Source organism: Bacillus sp. AMCV2 (assembly GCF_056033925.1).
On the sequence record NZ_JBVYIB010000002.1, the window covers coordinates 1958531 to 1975435 of the forward strand.

The following is a 16905-nucleotide window of genomic DNA, read 5'->3' on the forward strand; positions in this document are numbered from 1 at the left end:
CCATCTTGCTCGTCAATCAGTCATATAATAGTGAAAAAGATTAGGACAGGTTGTGAAGAATGTGGGCAGTTTGATAAGCGAAATTTTAACATGGCTGACAAACATGGGATATGCGGGTATTGCGATTGGGTTAATGATTGAAATCATTCCGAGTGAGATTGTATTAGCTTATGGCGGCTATATGGTATCGGAAGGCACGATTGGATTTATTGGCGCAATTATTGCGGGTGTTATCGGGGGCACCATTGCCCAGATCTTTATTTACTGGATCGGCCGCTATGGCGGCAGGCCATTTCTGGACAAATACGGGAAGTATTTATTGATTAAAAAGCATCATATCGACATGTCGGAGAACTGGTTTCAGAAATACGGCGCCGGAGTTGTCTTCTCGGCTCGTTTTATACCGGTTGTCAGACATGCCATATCCATTCCGGCAGGTATTGCCAGAATGCCTTTTCTCAAATTTGTGGTACTGACTGTGCTTGCTATCATTCCATGGTCTATTCTGTTTGTTTATTTAGGCATACAGCTAGGAAGCCAGTGGGATGATGTTGAGAATATAGCGGGCACTTATACAACACCGATTATGATATTGGCTGTTGTCGTGATAGCCCTTTATTTTGTGATTAAGAAACGTACAGCCATATTTAAACGATAGCTAGCGGATATGCATAGGGTGACTGACGCTCCCCTATGCATATTTTTTTACTTGCGATGTTGATTTGCCAGCTTCAGATTCTCCGCTAAAAATGCGACAAACACTTCATCCCGCACGAGCGATGCGGAATAATTTCTCTTAATAAACCATTCTGCCTCTTCAAACGCTGCGAATGTTTCGTCTTGGGTTTCTCCGTTAATTTGAATATTCCATTCGTTGTCTAAAGGGAAAAGAAAAAATCTCATTTGTGCGCGATTTTCATATAATGATCCATTCGCAGATCCCTTTAGATTATAGATGTTACGGAAGGCATCCGGCCGTACAGGGTCAATACGGAAAGCTTCAGCTACAAACAACTCGTATACTTCATCGGTTATTGAACAGCCGGACGCTTTTGCATGCCCTCCGCCGCCATATCGGCCGGCGATTTCTGACACATCGATATAATCATGAATGGTGCGGAGACTGACTCGTTTTGACCCCATGCTCAAAATCGCAATGTAATCGAGGTGCGGGTTATCTTTCCCTAGCCTGTTCCCCAGCTCTGAATGGTACGATTCAGCGTGAACGATGCCTACACAGTGCTCATGAACAAAGGTTTGTACCATTTCCCTTTTCTTTCTGCGGAGGTAGCGCTCGATTTTTTCGTCTTCTAAATCAAGCAGTTTTTCTTCAAAATCATCGAAGAAAAATTCGTCATGCGTGGAAAGGCGCTGGATCATTTTTGCTTCAAATTCATCGATTGACAGCAAAAAGAAAAGATCATTAAGCCGCTTCGCCTGTTTTTGATCGTACCGCTCCCACTCCCATGTATCGTATTGGCGGACGAGCTCTGTGAATTGATCTAAGGCATTTGTCGGTTTCATGAAGCCATTTTCAACGAGATAGCCATATAACAGCGATGTCGCGGATGTGAGCCTTCCATCATCGTATTCCACCTGGACAAATCCCCATTCATGCTCATTCAAATGAAGGGCTGTTTTATGATGGTCTATGAGCTTCACTTTGCCCCCTGTATGAACGTACTCATTCAATCTCTCTTCGTTTTCTTCATTGACGGCGAGATCGGTGATGAATAACGTGTCCTGTCTGTTGCTCTCCTTCGCTTTTTCTAAAAAGTACTGCACCTGTGCGTTTAAGCCGTTGACAGAGTTATACCGGACCTCTACGTCTTTTCCGAATGCCAATTTTGCTACGATTCCGCACCCTACTCCGTCCAAGTCGTTATGTGAATATAAATGATACATAATGTAGGCCCCTTTTTATGATAAACTGACAATTGCCGCTAGAGGTGCGGCAGCCTTTATTTACTATTCTAAATAACCAAGCGTTTTATGCAAAGGTAATTAGTTGACATAATGTTGTTATTGTAAATATATAAAGGAGCGCTATTTTTGCGCTCCTAAGTTCTTGCTTTTACACCGGATAAACCGGATGTTTTCGATTGGTAAATGTCATTTCTTTTGTCATGTATGCCTTGAGCCGTTTGGCCAGCTCATCACGCAGCGAATTGGCTGGGATAACAGCATCAATGATCATTTCTGAAGCCAGACGGTAGATATTGATGTCCTCTTTGTATTCCTCCCGTTTGCTGCTGATAAATGCGGCTCTCTCTTCTTCTGGCAGCTCGGCGATTTTTTTAGCGTAGACAGCGTTTACAGCTGCCTCAGGGCCCATGACGGCGATTTGGGCGGTTGGGAGCGCTAGACAGCAATCCGGTTCAAATGCCGGCCCTGCCATTGCATACAAACCCGCCCCGTAAGCTTTTCGGACAATGACAGAGAGTTTTGGAACAGTTGCCTCCGACATCGCAGAAATCATTTTCGCTCCGTGTCTGATAATCCCAGCCTGTTCTACTTTTGTGCCAATCATAAAACCGGGGATATCCGCTAAGAACAGCAATGGGATATGAAAAGCGTCACATAAGGTAATAAACTTAGCCGCTTTGTCTGCTGAATCGTGGAATAAGACGCCTCCTTTTACCTTCGGCTGGTTTGCAACAATGCCGACAGGCTGTCCGTGGATTCGTGCGAGGCCCGTCAATAATTCCGGTGCAAATAAGGCTTTGATCTCAAAAAATGAGTCTTCATCTATGACCCGCTCAATCAGCTCATGCATATCAAAAGGTGCGTTTTGATTTTGCGGAATGACGTCGGCAAGCGGAGTGTCGAAGTGTTTTGGCGGGCGTTTCTCATGAATGGGCGCTTTTTCTTGAAAATTTGCCGGAAAGTAAGACAAATAAGCCCGCGCCAGCTGTATGGCTTCTTCTTCAGTTTCTGCAAGAATATCTCCGCAGCCGGAGATTGAGCAATGCATACGGGCGCCACCCATTTCTTCGAGAGACACTTTTTCGCCAATAACCATTTCCGCCATCCTTGGCGAGCCTAAATACATGGAGGCGTTACCGTCTACCATAACGACGATATCACAGAAGGCCGGAATATAAGCGCCACCTGCTGCAGATGGTCCGAAAAGCAGACAGATTTGCGGAATGCGTCCTGATAATTTGACTTGATTGTAAAAAATTCTTCCTGCACCGCGTCTCCCTGGAAAGACATTGATTTGGTCGGTAATTCGGGCGCCTGCCGAATCGACTAAATAAATGAGCGGACAGTTTAATTTTTCGGCGGTTTCTTGAATTCTGATGATTTTTTCAACTGTTTTTGCTCCCCATGACCCCGCTTTCACTGTTGAATCATTCGCCATGACGCAAACGGTTTGGCCGCCGATTTTGCCGATAGCGGTTACAACTCCGTCAGCGGGAAGCCCGTCTGACATACATTCCGCAAAAAAAGCGTCTTCTAGCTCAATGTCATCGTCAAAGAGAAGGGAAAGCCGCTCTCTGACAAAGAGCTTGCCTTTTTCCCGATTGCTTTGATGATACTTTTCCGCTCCGCCTTTTCGAATCCGTTCAGCCCGTTCTGTTCGTTCCTTTTCATAATCCATGAGCATTGCCTCCCTTTTATATTCCCTTGTATACGGCCCGTCTTTTTTCTTGAAAGGCCTGAAGCCCTTCTCTCCTGTCTTTTGTCGGGATGGTTTGTTCATACGCTTTGTGTTCAATCGCAAGGCCTGTAGCGAGATCTGTCTCCAATCCTTTATTGATTGCAAATTTAGCCTGACGGACAGCGACCGGCCCGTTGGCAGAAATGGCTGCGGCCAGTTCCTCTGCTTTTGGCATAAGGTCACAAGGAGCCGTGACATGCTCTACAAGGCCGATTTCTTTTGCTTCGTGTGCGGTCACGCGTCTGCCTGTATAAATTAATTCTTTTGCTTTTCCTCTGCCAATCAGCCGGGGCAGCCTTTGGGTTCCTCCAGCGCCAGGGATAATAGCTAACCCTGTTTCCGGAAGTCCCAGCACAGCTGATTCAGCTGCGATTCGAAGGTCGCATGCCAATGCCAATTCTAGTCCGCCGCCTAATGCGCTTCCATTTATCGCAGCTATGACCGGCTGCGGCAAGGCATCAAGTAAAGCCGCCGTTCTTTGAATGAGAGATACACTTTCCAGAACCTGATCTTCTTTCAGTTTTATCCGTTCCTTCAGGTCTGCCCCTGCACAAAACGCTTTTTCACCGGTGCCTGTGAGGATGACGCAACGGATGTTTGAGTTGAATTCAATTTCCTGGATAATCATTTGCAGGTTTCTAAGCATTTCCGCTGAAAGAGCATTTGCTGCCTGAGGCCTGTTTAAGGTGATCAACGCAATATGTTCATTTTTAACAGTAAAAAGAATAGAGTCTCCCATTGTATGCGTCCTCCCTTTTATCAAGATGATTTAAACACCTGTAAATTTCTGCTCGGCAGCGGTTTGCCCATTTTTTCTTCAATCCATTTGGCCGCAGATAGCAGTTTTTCGAGCTTTACATTTGTTTTGATATCCATCTGTTCAAGCATGTACACGATATCCTCAGTTGCGGCGTTTCCTGATGAACCTGGCGCATATGGGCATCCCCCAAGCCCGCCTGCCGAGCCGTCGAACACCGTGATGCCCATTTGGAGTGCTGTGACCATGTTGGCCAGAGCTGTTCCTCTCGTATCATGAAAATGCAGGGCAATTTGATTAGCCGGGAATCGTGCCAAAAGAGCTTCAAGTACAGTTTCCACTTGGGCGGGATTAGCCGCTCCAATCGTATCTCCAAGCGACAGTTCAGAAATTCCAAATTCAAATAGAGCTTCTGAAAGGCGAATGACTTGTTCAATGGGGACATCTTTTTCGTACGGACAGCCGAAAACAGTCGAGAGGTAGGCTCTTGTTGTGAGGTTTGCTTTTTGTGCGTCGTTGTTTACCTGTTTGAGTATATGAAGGGATTCAGAAGTGGATTTATTGATGTTTTTTCTGTTGTGCGTCTCGCTGGCGGACATAAAAACGCAAGCCTCGTTAATGCCTCCTTCAAGCGCATTCTCCAGTCCTCTTTGATTCGGGACAAGTGCCGCGTACGTTACCCCTTTTTCACGGTTGATGCCTTTTGCTACGTCGATAGCATCTCGAAGCGCCGGAATCCATTTCGGGTGAACAAAGGATGTGATTTCAATATACGACAGCCCTGTCCGGGAAAGCTGGTTGATCCAGGTTATTTTATCCTCTGTTGCGATCCATACGGGCTCGTTTTGTAAGCCGTCACGCGGGCCGACTTCTTTGATTGTCACTTTTTTAGGATATGACATGGTCTTCCTCCAAATTATTGAGTGGAATCGCTCAGTTCGAGCAGTACGTCTCCTTCATTTACAAAGTCGCCTTCATTTTTTTTGACTTCTTTTACGATTCCGCTTCTATCTGCAATGATCGGGATTTCCATTTTCATCGATTCCAAAATGGCTACCTCCTGGCCCTTTTCGATTTGGTCGCCGGCTTTGACGTGGACTTTCCACAGGTTTCCTGCCATTTGTATGCTAACCGTCATGACAACTGCCTCCTTTATAGGTGTTGTTTCAAAAAGTCAGTCGTGACATCCCCTTCTTTAAATGCCTTTGTTGCCGCAGCCTGTATGAGAAGCGGAAGATTTGTTTTGATTCCCTCTACACGATAGTCGCGGAGCGCTGTCTCTAGTTTTTCAATTGCTTCTGTTCTGGTTTGGCCTTTGACAATCATCTTAGCAATCATCGGGTCATAAAAAGGGGTAACGGTGCTGTCTTTTGCTACCGCACATTCGTGTCTGACTCCTTTTTGGTCAGGAAGTGAAAACGCAGTGATCGTACCTGGTGACGGGAAGAAGGTCTTGGGATCTTCCGCGTATATTCGAACCTCTATCGCATGCCCGTTCCGTTGGATGTCTTTTTGGGAGAATGTGAGTGTATGGCCCGCAGCAATCCGCAGCTGCTGCTCCACTAAGTCCAGGCCTGTTATTTCTTCAGTCACGGGGTGTTCAACTTGCAGTCTCGTGTTCATTTCGAGGAAATAAAAATTTTGCTTCTGGTCAACTATAAATTCGATGGTGCCTGCGTTCGTATAGCCGATTGCCTTCGCTGCTTTTACCGCTGTTTGCCCGATCTTCATTCTTAGTTCATCGTCTACAAATGGAGACGGTGCTTCTTCAATGACTTTTTGGTGGCGCCTCTGAACAGAGCAATCACGTTCAAACAGATGTACTGTATGGCCGTGTTGATCGGCCAAAAGCTGAACCTCGATGTGACGCGCATGTTCAATAACTTTTTCTATATACATCGACCCGTCACCGAAAAAATCTGCTGCGCGCTTTTTGTTTCCCTCGTACGCTTTTTTTAATGCTTCTTCATTTTCAACACGCTGCATTCCGATGCCGCCTCCGCCCGCTGAAGCTTTCAGCATGACAGGATAGCCGATTTGACTTGCGGTGCGGCAGGCTGCCTCTATATCTCCGAGGGATTCAGAAACGCCCGGCACCACAGGGACACCTGCAGCCTCCATTGCTTTTCGCGCTTCAATTTTGCTGCCCATCTTTGCGATGATATCAGGGGAAGGTCCGATAAACACGATGTTTTCTTGCTTGCAGCGTTCAGCGAATCGGCTGTTTTCTGATAACAATCCATATCCAGGGTGGATCGCGTCGGCATTTGCTTTTTTCGCCGTCTTTATGATTCTCTCTATATTTAAATAACTTTCACTGACTCTCGATTCCCCGATCAAATAAGCTTCTGTAGCAGCTTTTGTATGGGGCGCGTCCTTGTCTGCTTCTGAATAAACCGCGACCGTTTTAATGCCGAGACGGCTGCATGTTCGGATAATTCTCATTGCAATTTCTCCGCGGTTGGCGATCAGTACTTTTGTAAACATGATTTCACCTCATTGACTTGATGATAGATTGAACATTTCAATCGTTTTTTCTCGCAGTTTATATTTTTGAATTTTGCCTGAGGCCGTCATCGGATAGTCATCCGTAAAAATAACATAACGCGGAATTTTGTGGCGGGCGATTTTCCCTTTGCAATAAGCTTTAAGCTCATCAGGTGAAACGCTTTTACTGTCTTTCAGTTTAATCCAGGCTGCAGCTTCCTCCCCGAATTTGGCGTCAGGCACACCAACGACCTGTACATCTAAAACAGCGGGATGCCGGTATAAAAATTCTTCAATTTCCCGCGGATAAATGTTCTCGCCGCCTCTGATGAGCATATCTTTTAATCTTCCAGTGATGCGGCAGTACCCGTCTTCATCCATGACAGCAAGATCTCCGGTAAACAGCCATCCGTCATGATTGATTGCTTTTCTGGTCGCTTCTTTGTCTTTATAATAGCCTTTCATGACGTGATAGCCGCGGGTGCACAGTTCTCCCTGCGCGCCTCTTTGAACTTCTTGACATGTCCCAGGTTCTACAATTTTCACTTCAGTATGTGGCAGGGCGCGGCCGGTTGTTTCGACTCTTCTTATGAAGGAATCATTTGCTCTCGTTTGTGTAATGACTGGCGAGGCTTCGGTTTGTCCATAGGCGATCGTAATGTCTTTCATGCCCACCCTTTCAATCACAGCTTTCATCACTTCACTTGGACAAGGAGAGCCGGCCATGATTCCTGTTCGGAGCGTCGATAGATCATATGCATCAAAATCCGGATGATGCAGCTCGGCGATAAACATGGTAGGCACACCATGGAGCGCTGTGCATTTCTCTTTTTCTACCGTTTTAAGGACGGTAACAGGATCAAATTCTTGCACGGGTATCATGGCTGCCCCGACGGATACACATGCCAAAACCCCAAGCACGCATCCAAAGCAGTGAAAAAACGGAACCGGGATGCACATGCGGTCTTGAGAAGTTAAAACCATACATTCAGCGATATTTGCAGCGTTATTGATGACATTAAAATGGGTCAGCATCACGCCTTTTGGAAACCCTGTCGTTCCTGATGTGTATTGCATATTAATCACATCGTCTTTATCCAGGCTGTTCATTCTCTCTTCAAGCTCAGCATCTGTCACTGTTTTCGCCAATATCTCTGTATCGTCCCAATGATACATGCCAGGCAACCGTTTATTGCCAATATAGATCAGCGTTTTTAAAAAGGGATAGCGTTCTGATTTCAGTTGGCCGGGCTTTGCTTCTTGCAGTTCTGGAATTAAACTGCTCACGATGTCTGGATAAGAAGTGCCCCTGTATGAATCCATGATAATAAGCGCGGAGGCATCCGATTGCTTTAACAAGTAGTCCAGCTCGTGTGCTTGATAATTGGTATTGACGGTCACGAGCACGGCTCCGATCTTCGCAGTTGCGAACTGGACGGCAAGCCATTCAGGGATATTAGAAGCCCATATGGCGACGTGGTCTCCTTTTCCAATCCCCATTCGCATGAGCCCTTTAGCGGTTTGACGGCACAGACTGTCAAATTCGGCGTACGTATAGCGGATATTTCGGTCTGGATACACAACAGCGTCTCGATCGGGATACGTATCAGCTGTTTGTTCCAGCAGCCTGCCGATTGTGGAATGGATGAGTTCAGCCATTCATTGCTCCTCCTTTCTTAATAATTAGAAAGCGTTTACATTTTTTATTTTAAAAGCTGTCTGGCGATCACGAGACGCTGAATTTCAGATGTGCCTTCACCGATTTCCATTAATTTTGCGTCCCGCAGCATCCGTTCCACTCCATACTCTTTCATATAACCTGAACCTCCATGGATTTGAATGGCTTGATTGCAAGCTCTTGTCGCCATTTCAGATGCGAATAGCTTGGCGTACGCCGCTTCTTTGGTGAACGGGCGGTTATGGTCTTTCAGCCAGGCGGCTTTTAACACCATTTGCCGTGCCAGATCAATTTCCATCGCCATGTCAGCAAGCTTAAATTGAATCGCTTGAAAGGAAGAAATCGGCTGTCCAAACTGCTTTCGTTCTTTCGCATATGCCAATGATGCGTCAAGGGCCGCTTGGGCAATGCCGACTGCAAGAGCAGCGATGGAGATTCGCCCTCCGTCCAGCGTATATAGAAACTGTTTAAACCCTTTTGTTGGATCGCCAAGTAAGTTGGCCGCAGGCACTCTTACATCCTCAAGCAAAATTTCCGCTGTATTCGAACCGCGGACGCCCATTTTATCGTACGGGCTCGTAATCGTAAGTCCTGGTGTGTCAGTTGGCACGATTAATGCGGAGATGATGTTTTTTCCGTCTTTGTTTTTGCCTGTTACGGCGGTTACAATAACTGTGCGTGCGTAGCTTGCATTAGTGATCCAGCACTTTTCGCCGTTGATTACATACTCGTCACCATTTGAAATCGCTTTTGTTTGAGTGCCTCCTGCATCTGAGCCGGCATTTGGCTCCGTCAGGCCGAATGATCCGAGTGCTGTGCCTGAAGCCAGCGGCGTCAAATGCGTCTGTTTTTGCTCTTCTGTTCCGAAGTAGTAAAGAGGGCTTGCGCCTAGCGAGACCGCTGCAGCATAGCTTAATCCAGTACTGCCGCAGGCTTTGCCGACTTCTTCAACCGCTAAGGCATATGAAATCGTATCACCGCCAGATCCGCCGTATTCTTCTGGAAATGGAATACCCATCAGCCCAAGTTCACCCATTTTTTCAAATGTTTGCATCGGGAACTCGCCTGTTTGATCTACATGTTCAGCGTGAGGAGCAATTTCTTTTTTCGCAAAATCTTTTACCATTTCACGCACCATTTGTTGTTCTTTTGTCAGCTCAAAATTCACATCGTTTCCTCCTTCACATCTTTGTAACATCCTATTAGGCGAGTTCTATAATCATTCCCTGACAAGAAAAGTCTGAAAATTAAAACTGAATCCGTAGGCGCATACCATCCATATCGCAAACGCAATAACTTGGCCCTTTGATAAAGCCGGGAGGATGAGGGGATGATTCCAAAGGGAAATCGTATCCATCAATAAACCGACCGCTGATCCCCATATACCTAGCTTGATCACCGCGAACTGTGATTGATCGAGTTTTTGATAGAGAAAGAACACAAGGCATAAAACAAGAGCGGTGCCCGCTCCCAAGAGAAGAAAGTTCGGCAAAAAGGCTTCTTCAGCCGGATCAGTCAACACAGCATCTCCGAACAGCACAAAAAATAATGTGGCAACTAACCAGACTAGAAATGAAAACGTAAGGACAAGTCTTAATTGAGTAAACATGTTCGATCTCCTTTCGTGTTACATCATGTTTTCAGTCAGCTTCACCAGCAACCATTCAAGCTCCTGATAAACATCTTCCGTTGAAAAATCATCAGAGACGAGAGACTGGATGGCAAGCCCGTCAATTAAAGCATTCAGCATGATCCCCCATGTTGTTAAGGAAATACCGCCAATTGGAGATGTTGCCCCACAATTGAGTGAGTTCTTCTGTCAGATATTGATTTTCGGATTGTAACAGATGACTTAGCTGCTCTTTGATCCGTTCATTTTGAAATCCTGTAACGGTCAGCTTCTAAATTAGTTAGTTCAATAACTAACTCTTGCAATTACAATAATATGGAATGGTCAAGAATGCCGTAGATTCCTAAATCGACAACGCCTTTGCCAGACCAATATTGCCCGATGGCGCCAATCATTTTATGTACTATCTTTATGTTATGTTTTGGGATGATCCCGCAGTAATCGAATACTTTGCGATTATCATATATCGAAAACACGTCCTGTACGTGTTTCTCTTCGATTTTATTTAGTACTAGTTTCTCAGATTCCAATAATGGAAAATGTCCAAACACCGCCTCCAATATTCATGTGAATCTCACCTTTGTTTTTTAAAAAATTCAGCGGTTTACCATCGTTTCCTGTCTCCAAAATCACTTTTAAAAAAAGACGACTTAGAAAGCCGTCCTTCTCATTTTTTATTTTGTTGTTCGTTTGGAAGCCTTGCTTTCGTTATGAAGCCGGTCTGCTGAAGTGACATAATACGTATATTTCTTGTTAGGATCTGCCGTGTTATCTAAGAAGGTTTGCTGCTCATGTGTTTTTCTTTGCGTTGCCAGCAATGTTTTCTGCTTTTTCCCTTCGGCTCTGTATATCGCATAATAGGCTGTTTCTTTCGTTTTTTGATTTGATGGGTGATCTTTAATCTGCAGAAGATTGCCGTTTTTGTCTTCGGTGACTTTCGTAAGCTTCGGTTTTTTTGGGGCGGTATTGTCAAGCCAAGGCATTTGCGGAACCAGTGCCGGCTTGCTGTAAAGATCGGTGCTGAGCCTGTCTTTGATGCCAAGCGGATTTTTGTTGAGGTCTTTGAGGCTGAAATGCATGCTTCCTTTCACCAGTTCAAGCTGGCGGTTCAAAGTGATTTGCCGCACATATTCCTCAGGGTCAGACCAAGGCGGATCAAAATTGTTATTGATTTTATATGCTGCCTGGCCAATATATAAGTGAACAGGCCTATTTTTGACTTCATTGCTCCACCAATCAGCCAGCACGTCGTAAGCCGCTGCGTTAAAGCCGATACTCCAATAAATTTGCGGAGCAATATAATCGATGTCGCCTTCTTGGATCCAATGTCTTGTGTCTGCATATAGATCGTCATAATTTCTGACGCCTGCTTTTGTATTCGATCCGGTCGGGTCATCTGCGGCGTTTCTCCATACTCCAAAGGGACTGATGCCGAATTTGACATACGGTTTTGCGGCTTTAATTGTTTGGTTGATTTGTTTGACAAGCTGGTTCACATTGTCCCGCCGCCAGTCATCGATATTAGAAAAAGCGTCTTTTCCGTATTGATCGTACTGTGCTTGATCAGGAAATTCCTGTCCTGCTATTTTATAAGGGTAAAAATAATCATCCATATGAACAGCATCGATATCATAATGTTTTACGACTTCTTCAATGCCTTTGACGATAAAATCTCTCGTTTCTGGAATGCCTGGATGATAATACAGCTGGTTTCCATAGGCGGCAACCCAATCTGGATGTTTTCTTGCCGGGTGATCCTCAGACAATTTATTAAGATCTGTATGATTCATTGTAATACGGTAAGGATTAAACCACGCGTGAAATTCCAAATTTCGTTTATGGGTTTCTTCAATCATAAATGCAAGAGGATCATAGCCCGGGTCCTTCCCTTGGACACCGGTTAAGTATTCCGACCAAGGCCCGTAAGCTGACGGATAAAAGGCATCAGCCGTCGGTTTAATCTGAACGATAACGGCATTCATTCCCATTTTTTGCACATCGTTCAGCAGTTTGATATACTCCTGTTTTTGCTCTTTCACAGATAACCCTTTTTTGGACGGCCAATCAATATTTAATACGGAAGCAATCCATACGGCTCTCAGCTCCCTGTCAGACTGCGCATTGGCCATAAACGGAACGGAAATGACAAACGTTCCGATGATCAAGCTGACAAGGAAACGGACAATCGACTTTTGGCAAACCTTCATTCTGTTTCTTCTCCCCCATTACATCACTTTCACTATTCGCTATTACGGTATTCCCGGGCTATAAAAGGGTGATTAACAGAATGTCTATCTCACTAAATAAACGAAAAAAGTCCTAAAGCATGTTGTGAACCGCTTTTAGGACTTTTTATCATTAATCATGGTTTGCAGACTTTTTAACACGTCAATAAGTTTTACGCCGACACCGACAGCCGTTTCAAGGATCGCTTGTGCTCCGGCAATAGCTAAAATAAAGATCAGCGGTATTGCAATACGAGGCGAAAATAGATAGCCAAGTCCGATCAAGATGGCACACCAAACACCGGCACACCAGTAGCAATTGAGCATGTATCCAAAGTTAGAAGCCGGCACGCTTTTTTCATCTACATGCCCGTTTTGATCAACAATCCTTTTCTTTTTCATAAAAGGTTTTCGGATAAATTCTGTGATTTTGTCGAATACAATCAAATGTGTCAGCCTGTAACTGGCTAGAATCAGCATGATAAACGTAAGAAAAGATAGATGATCCATGACAAGCCTCCAAGAAAAAGGATGATGTTATCATTCCCTAGTGTCATCGATCCATTCTTTGATACAAAAAGAAGCGGACAGAGAATGCCTCTGTCCGCGAATCTGTTCTATTGTTTGTGCGGGATTGCTTTATTTGAAGTGATCTTTTCTAAAATGTCAAGGATGATGTCAGCATTCTTTTCAGCATATGTTCCTTCCAGCATGTCTTTATGAGCGCCAAAACCCGTGTACTCGCTGTAGTTTCCACAGGCGCCTTCCCATTTCGTTAAGCCTGTATTCTCGCTGGTTTCGATTTGAATTCCAGCTTCGATGAAATGAATGCTTGCTTTGATGTGCCCTTCATTCAGCAATTGTGCCCAATATGCCTGATAGTTTCTTTTTTTTCTTCATCACCTTTTCTCTGACTGCTTCAGGCAGATATGCTGCAGATTCGTCATTACCGGTATCGATAGGCAAAGACTGTTCCTTTAGATAAGCGTCCACGATAATGAAGTCGCTGACTTCCAATCCTTTGCGCTCCATAGCCTGTGCCACTTCAAAAGCCAGGTTTCCGCCTGCAGAGTAGCCTAATAAAACGTATGGGCCCTCAGGCTGTATGTCCGTCATGCAATTAACATATTGTTCAATGCGGGTGTCTTGTTCAATAAAGTGAAACCCGTATACGGCTGCCTTCTCATTCAGCAATAAAGCAAGGTCTTTAAAATAAATGCCAAATCCTGATATCGGCGGGAAGCAGAAAAGATTTTGCGCGCCGTGCTGGTTCAGTTTGATCACATGCTGTTCATCTGCCACTGTCAGCTGTTTAGAATAAAGTTTTTCGGCAAGCTGAGCGATTGTCGGATTTTCGAACAAGAAATCAATCGGTATGTCAATGTTCTGCTGATGTTTTAGTGTATGTATGACTTGCAGTGCTTTTAGTGAATGTCCGCCAATAGCAAAGAAGTCATCATCAATACTGATTGTGTTAACACCGAGGACTTGCTTCCAAATGTTCGCCAATTCTTCTTCAACCAAGTTTCTTGGCAATATGATGTTCTGTCGTTTGGCAGGCTTATTTTCTGGAATAGGCAGCGCGCTGCGGTCTATTTTTCCGTTTCCGGTAAGCGGCATCCGCTCCACACGCACCCAGTGCTGCGGGATCATATAGTCTGGAAGCACACGCGCCAAATCGGCGCGAAAATCCGTATCTGTTTTTTTGTGATCACCGACGTAATGAGTGTACAGCTGCGCCTCTCCATCTTTTTCTCTCAATGTCACTGCTGCTTCTTGAACGCCTTCCATTTCTAACAGGCGCGCTTCTATTTCGGCAGGCTCAATTCGTTTTCCGCGGATTTTCATTTGCCTGTCAATTCTGCTGATGTATTCTAAGTTTCCATCAGGCAGCCAGCGTGCCAAATCACCGGTACGGTATATTCTTTCTCCAGACAAGAAAGGATGAGGAGAAAAAACAGCATTTGTCAGGTCATCTCTGTTCAAATAGCCTTTAGCGACCCCATCACCGCCAACACAAAGCTCGCCGGGAACGCCTATTGGCAAAAGACGTCCTTTTGTATCTAAGATGTAAGCGGTGCTATTGCTGATTGGTTTTCCAATCGGAATCGGCCCCGCATAGTCTCTCTTCATTTCAAAAAAGGTTGAAAAAGTCGTGTTTTCCGTAGGCCCGTAAATATTATGAAGCGCGAGATCTGGACAGGCGTGTCTGACGGCATTCATCAGGGCAGGAGAGAGTGCTTCTCCTCCGACATATAACGTATGGAGTCCGCGAAACATGTCAGCTCGTACCTGTGCCAGCTGATTAAAAAGAGCTGTAGTTAAAAATAGCACTGTGATGTCATTTTCAAACAAATACGCTCCAAACCGATCAGGTGTCAGCATTGTCGATTTATCAATGATATGAAGGCTTGCGCCATTTAAAAGTGACCCGAACATTTCAAAGGTGACGGCGTCAAAGCTGATAGATCCAGTAAGAATAAACCGGTCATCACCGGACGCAGACGTGTAATTGCTGTTTCTGACAAGGGACACGACATTGCGATTCGTGATCATGACCCCTTTCGGCCGGCCTGTTGATCCTGAGGTATACATGATGTATGCAAGATCGTCCGGGCTGGAGGTGATATTGATTGGGATATCGTTCTCTTCTGACAATGCCTGCGCATCTGAAATGATACATGTCCCTGAGAACACAGCATTTTGCTCCAGCCCCTTTTGAACAATCAACATTTTTGCTTGCGTTTCCTCAAGCATAAAGCTGACTCGTTCAGGAGGAAGCTCCGCATCAAGCGGGAGGTATGCTCCCCCTGCTTTTAAAACGGCAAGCACACTGATCATGAATTCGGGAGAATGTGCAGCCAATATTCCGGCTGTCTCGTTTTGCCGAAATCCCTTTTGAATTAACTCTCTGGCGAGCACATTAGAGCGTTTATCAAGCTCTTTATACGAAATAGACATATTGCCATACACAAGTGCGGTATGGTCTGGCGTCTTTTCTGCTTGTTCGCGAAATAAATCGATAATTGTATGATTCTTTGGATACTCCGTTTTTGTATTGTTGAACTGTGTGACAATCTGCACTTTTTCTGTTGCATCAAGAAAAGAAAAATCAGCAATTGGCATATGAGGGTGCTGTGCCGCTGTGCTAAGCGCTTGCGTAAATTGCCTCTTGATACAGCTGATCCAGGCAGCATCGTAAACGAACGCATTATAGCTGAACTTGACGACAAGCTCTTCGCCGGGAGCAACGACAAGATTAAAGTTATATCCTGATTGCTCGGATACTTGAACTTGATCGATTTGCAGCGGTGAATCGGTTTGATCAGCGGAATCGGCGATTTTCTGCTGTAACGGATAGTTTTCAAAGACGATAATGTGATCAATCAGTTCCTGTTTTAATGCGGTGTTTGCCTGAATATCAAATAAAGGCTGGCAGGTAAACGGCTCAGCTTCCAGCATTTCTTTCTGGCATCGTATGAGCAGTCCTTGAAACGTTTCGTCTTGATGTGTTTTAATTCGAATCGGTATGGTATTGATAAACAACCCTATCATTTGCTCCACGCCCGGGATTTCTGACGGTCTTCCTGATACAACTGCGCCAAACACAACGTCGTCTGTGCGGTTATATTGCTGCAGCATCACACCCCAGACCGTTTGAATAAGGGTAGCGAGCGTGACGCCATGTTGTTTGGCAGCCTCTTTCAGCTTGTCTGTCAGTGGTTTATTTAATGAAAATATCAAATCTTCACGGTGATAACCTTCTTTTGTTTCTTTATCAGACACCCGAGGCAGAGGTGATGGGGTGCTGTAGTTTTTTAAATAGGTATCCCAGTAGGCCGCTGCTTTTTCTTTGTCTCGGTTTGTCAGCCAGGAAATATAGGTGCTGTACGGACGGACAGGGTCTAATGAAAGCGGTTTTCCTGCATGAATCGATTGATAAATTTGCATAAATTCCTGCATAACAATACCTAGGCACCATCCGTCCATTAAAATATGATGGTGACTCCAGATACAGACATGTTCATCTTTAGCTGTTTTGAATAGAGAAATCCGCATCAGCATGTCTTTTTGCAGATCAAAGCCTTTTTGCTTGTCCTTCTCTTTAAAGCGTTCAATATACTCATTCTGGTCGTTTGTTGGCAGATGAGAAATGTCTTCGCTGTACAAATGGAATTCACGTTCTGTCATCACGACTTGCCGAGGTCCCGACAAATGCGGGACGTGCGGCAAAAACACGGTTCTGAAAATATCATGGCGGTCGATAATGGCTTGAATGCTGCGCTGGAACCAGTCATAGCTGAGGCTTCCTTTAATGGTGAAGAGCGACTGCTCAACATACGCCCCCTCCTCTTTACGGAGGAAGGAATGAAACAGCATCCCCTCCTGCATGTGACTCAGAGGATAAATGTTCTTGATTTTTTTAATGTTATCCATAGTGTCTGCACCTTTCTTCACGGATTC

General features: G+C 45.0%; 13 protein-coding genes and 2 pseudogenes. 1 reads left to right on the forward strand and 14 read right to left on the reverse strand.

Annotated elements, in window-relative coordinates; all coding sequences use genetic code 11:
• The first annotated feature begins 61 nt into the window (after nucleotides 1-61).
• Complete coding sequence (uptA, locus tag AC0OMA_RS10050; RefSeq protein ID WP_003231529.1) at nucleotides 62-658, forward strand: undecaprenyl phosphate transporter UptA; 597 nt, start codon at nucleotides 62-64, stop codon at nucleotides 656-658.
• Nucleotides 659-705: 47 nt separating this feature from the next.
• On the opposite strand, the gene nrnB is transcribed toward uptA, so the two are convergent.
• The 14 genes and pseudogenes from nrnB to ppsE form a co-directional block, all read right to left on the reverse strand.
• Nucleotides 706-1905: an oligoribonuclease NrnB gene (gene nrnB, locus AC0OMA_RS10055; protein WP_322840174.1), complete on the reverse strand. Its 1200-nt coding sequence runs from the start codon at nucleotides 1903-1905 to the stop codon at nucleotides 706-708.
• Between the two features lie 169 nt (nucleotides 1906-2074).
• Nucleotides 2075-3610 carry an acyl-CoA carboxylase subunit beta gene (locus AC0OMA_RS10060; RefSeq protein ID WP_080344200.1) on the reverse strand — a complete coding sequence of 512 codons (1536 nt, stop codon included), beginning with the start codon at nucleotides 3608-3610 and terminating at the stop codon, nucleotides 2075-2077.
• Between the two features lie 10 nt (nucleotides 3611-3620).
• Complete coding sequence (locus AC0OMA_RS10065; protein ID WP_047182685.1) at nucleotides 3621-4403, reverse strand: enoyl-CoA hydratase; 783 nt, start codon at nucleotides 4401-4403, stop codon at nucleotides 3621-3623.
• Between the two features lie 20 nt (nucleotides 4404-4423).
• Nucleotides 4424-5323, reverse strand: coding sequence for a hydroxymethylglutaryl-CoA lyase (gene ldeG, locus AC0OMA_RS10070; protein WP_015383785.1), 900 nt, complete (start codon nucleotides 5321-5323; stop codon nucleotides 4424-4426).
• A gap of 14 nt (nucleotides 5324-5337) precedes the next feature.
• Nucleotides 5338-5559 carry an acetyl-CoA carboxylase biotin carboxyl carrier protein subunit gene (locus tag AC0OMA_RS10075; RefSeq protein WP_063335424.1) on the reverse strand — a complete coding sequence of 74 codons (222 nt, stop codon included), beginning with the start codon at nucleotides 5557-5559 and terminating at the stop codon, nucleotides 5338-5340.
• A 14-nt stretch (nucleotides 5560-5573) separates the two neighbouring features.
• A complete protein-coding gene (locus AC0OMA_RS10080; protein WP_086343898.1) occupies nucleotides 5574-6908 on the reverse strand; it encodes an acetyl-CoA carboxylase biotin carboxylase subunit in 1335 nt (444 codons plus the stop codon).
• 9 nt (nucleotides 6909-6917) lie between these two features.
• Complete coding sequence (locus tag AC0OMA_RS10085) at nucleotides 6918-8567, reverse strand: AMP-binding protein (RefSeq protein WP_474222088.1); 1650 nt, start codon at nucleotides 8565-8567, stop codon at nucleotides 6918-6920.
• A 44-nt stretch (nucleotides 8568-8611) separates the two neighbouring features.
• The gene (locus AC0OMA_RS10090; RefSeq protein ID WP_064911698.1) at nucleotides 8612-9754 is read right to left on the reverse strand and encodes an acyl-CoA dehydrogenase; all 1143 of its coding nucleotides are present in this window, start codon (nucleotides 9752-9754) and stop codon (nucleotides 8612-8614) included.
• Between the two features lie 51 nt (nucleotides 9755-9805).
• Nucleotides 9806-10108 (reverse strand): DUF5367 family protein, encoded by a 303-nt coding sequence (locus AC0OMA_RS10095; RefSeq protein ID WP_063335436.1) that lies wholly within the window; start codon nucleotides 10106-10108, stop codon nucleotides 9806-9808.
• Nucleotides 10109-10213: 105 nt separating this feature from the next.
• Nucleotides 10214-10336, reverse strand: a complete 123-nt coding sequence (locus tag AC0OMA_RS10100) for a hypothetical protein (protein ID WP_284675385.1) — start codon at nucleotides 10334-10336, stop codon at nucleotides 10214-10216.
• Between the two features lie 341 nt (nucleotides 10337-10677).
• Nucleotides 10678-10779, reverse strand: a pseudogene (locus tag AC0OMA_RS10105) (GNAT family N-acetyltransferase); the annotation flags it as partial.
• A gap of 111 nt (nucleotides 10780-10890) precedes the next feature.
• Complete coding sequence (locus AC0OMA_RS10110; RefSeq protein ID WP_322840171.1) at nucleotides 10891-12423, reverse strand: glycoside hydrolase family 10-like protein; 1533 nt, start codon at nucleotides 12421-12423, stop codon at nucleotides 10891-10893.
• 135 nt (nucleotides 12424-12558) lie between these two features.
• Nucleotides 12559-12951: a DUF1360 domain-containing protein gene (locus AC0OMA_RS10115; protein ID WP_322840170.1), complete on the reverse strand. Its 393-nt coding sequence runs from the start codon at nucleotides 12949-12951 to the stop codon at nucleotides 12559-12561.
• A gap of 107 nt (nucleotides 12952-13058) precedes the next feature.
• Nucleotides 13059-16899 (reverse strand): annotated as a pseudogene (ppsE, locus tag AC0OMA_RS10120) (plipastatin non-ribosomal peptide synthetase PpsE).
• Between the last annotated feature and the right edge of the window lie 6 nt (nucleotides 16900-16905).

Coding starts and splice junctions, on each gene's coding strand:
- AC0OMA_RS10060 (WP_080344200.1), bottom strand. CDS start 3,610: ATGCTCATGGATTATGAAAAGGAACGAACAGAACGGGCTGAACGGATT.
- AC0OMA_RS10100 (WP_284675385.1), bottom strand. CDS start 10,336: ATGCTGAATGCTTTAATTGACGGGCTTGCCATCCAGTCTCTCGTCTCT.
- AC0OMA_RS10065 (WP_047182685.1), bottom strand. CDS start 4,403: ATGGGAGACTCTATTCTTTTTACTGTTAAAAATGAACATATTGCGTTG.
- AC0OMA_RS10075 (WP_063335424.1), bottom strand. CDS start 5,559: ATGACGGTTAGCATACAAATGGCAGGAAACCTGTGGAAAGTCCACGTC.
- ldeG (WP_015383785.1), bottom strand. CDS start 5,323: ATGTCATATCCTAAAAAAGTGACAATCAAAGAAGTCGGCCCGCGTGAC.
- AC0OMA_RS10115 (WP_322840170.1), bottom strand. CDS start 12,951: ATGGATCATCTATCTTTTCTTACGTTTATCATGCTGATTCTAGCCAGT.
- nrnB (WP_322840174.1), bottom strand. CDS start 1,905: ATGTATCATTTATATTCACATAACGACTTGGACGGAGTAGGGTGCGGA.
- AC0OMA_RS10110 (WP_322840171.1), bottom strand. CDS start 12,423: ATGAAGGTTTGCCAAAAGTCGATTGTCCGTTTCCTTGTCAGCTTGATC.
- AC0OMA_RS10085 (WP_474222088.1), bottom strand. CDS start 8,567: ATGGCTGAACTCATCCATTCCACAATCGGCAGGCTGCTGGAACAAACA.
- AC0OMA_RS10080 (WP_086343898.1), bottom strand. CDS start 6,908: ATGTTTACAAAAGTACTGATCGCCAACCGCGGAGAAATTGCAATGAGA.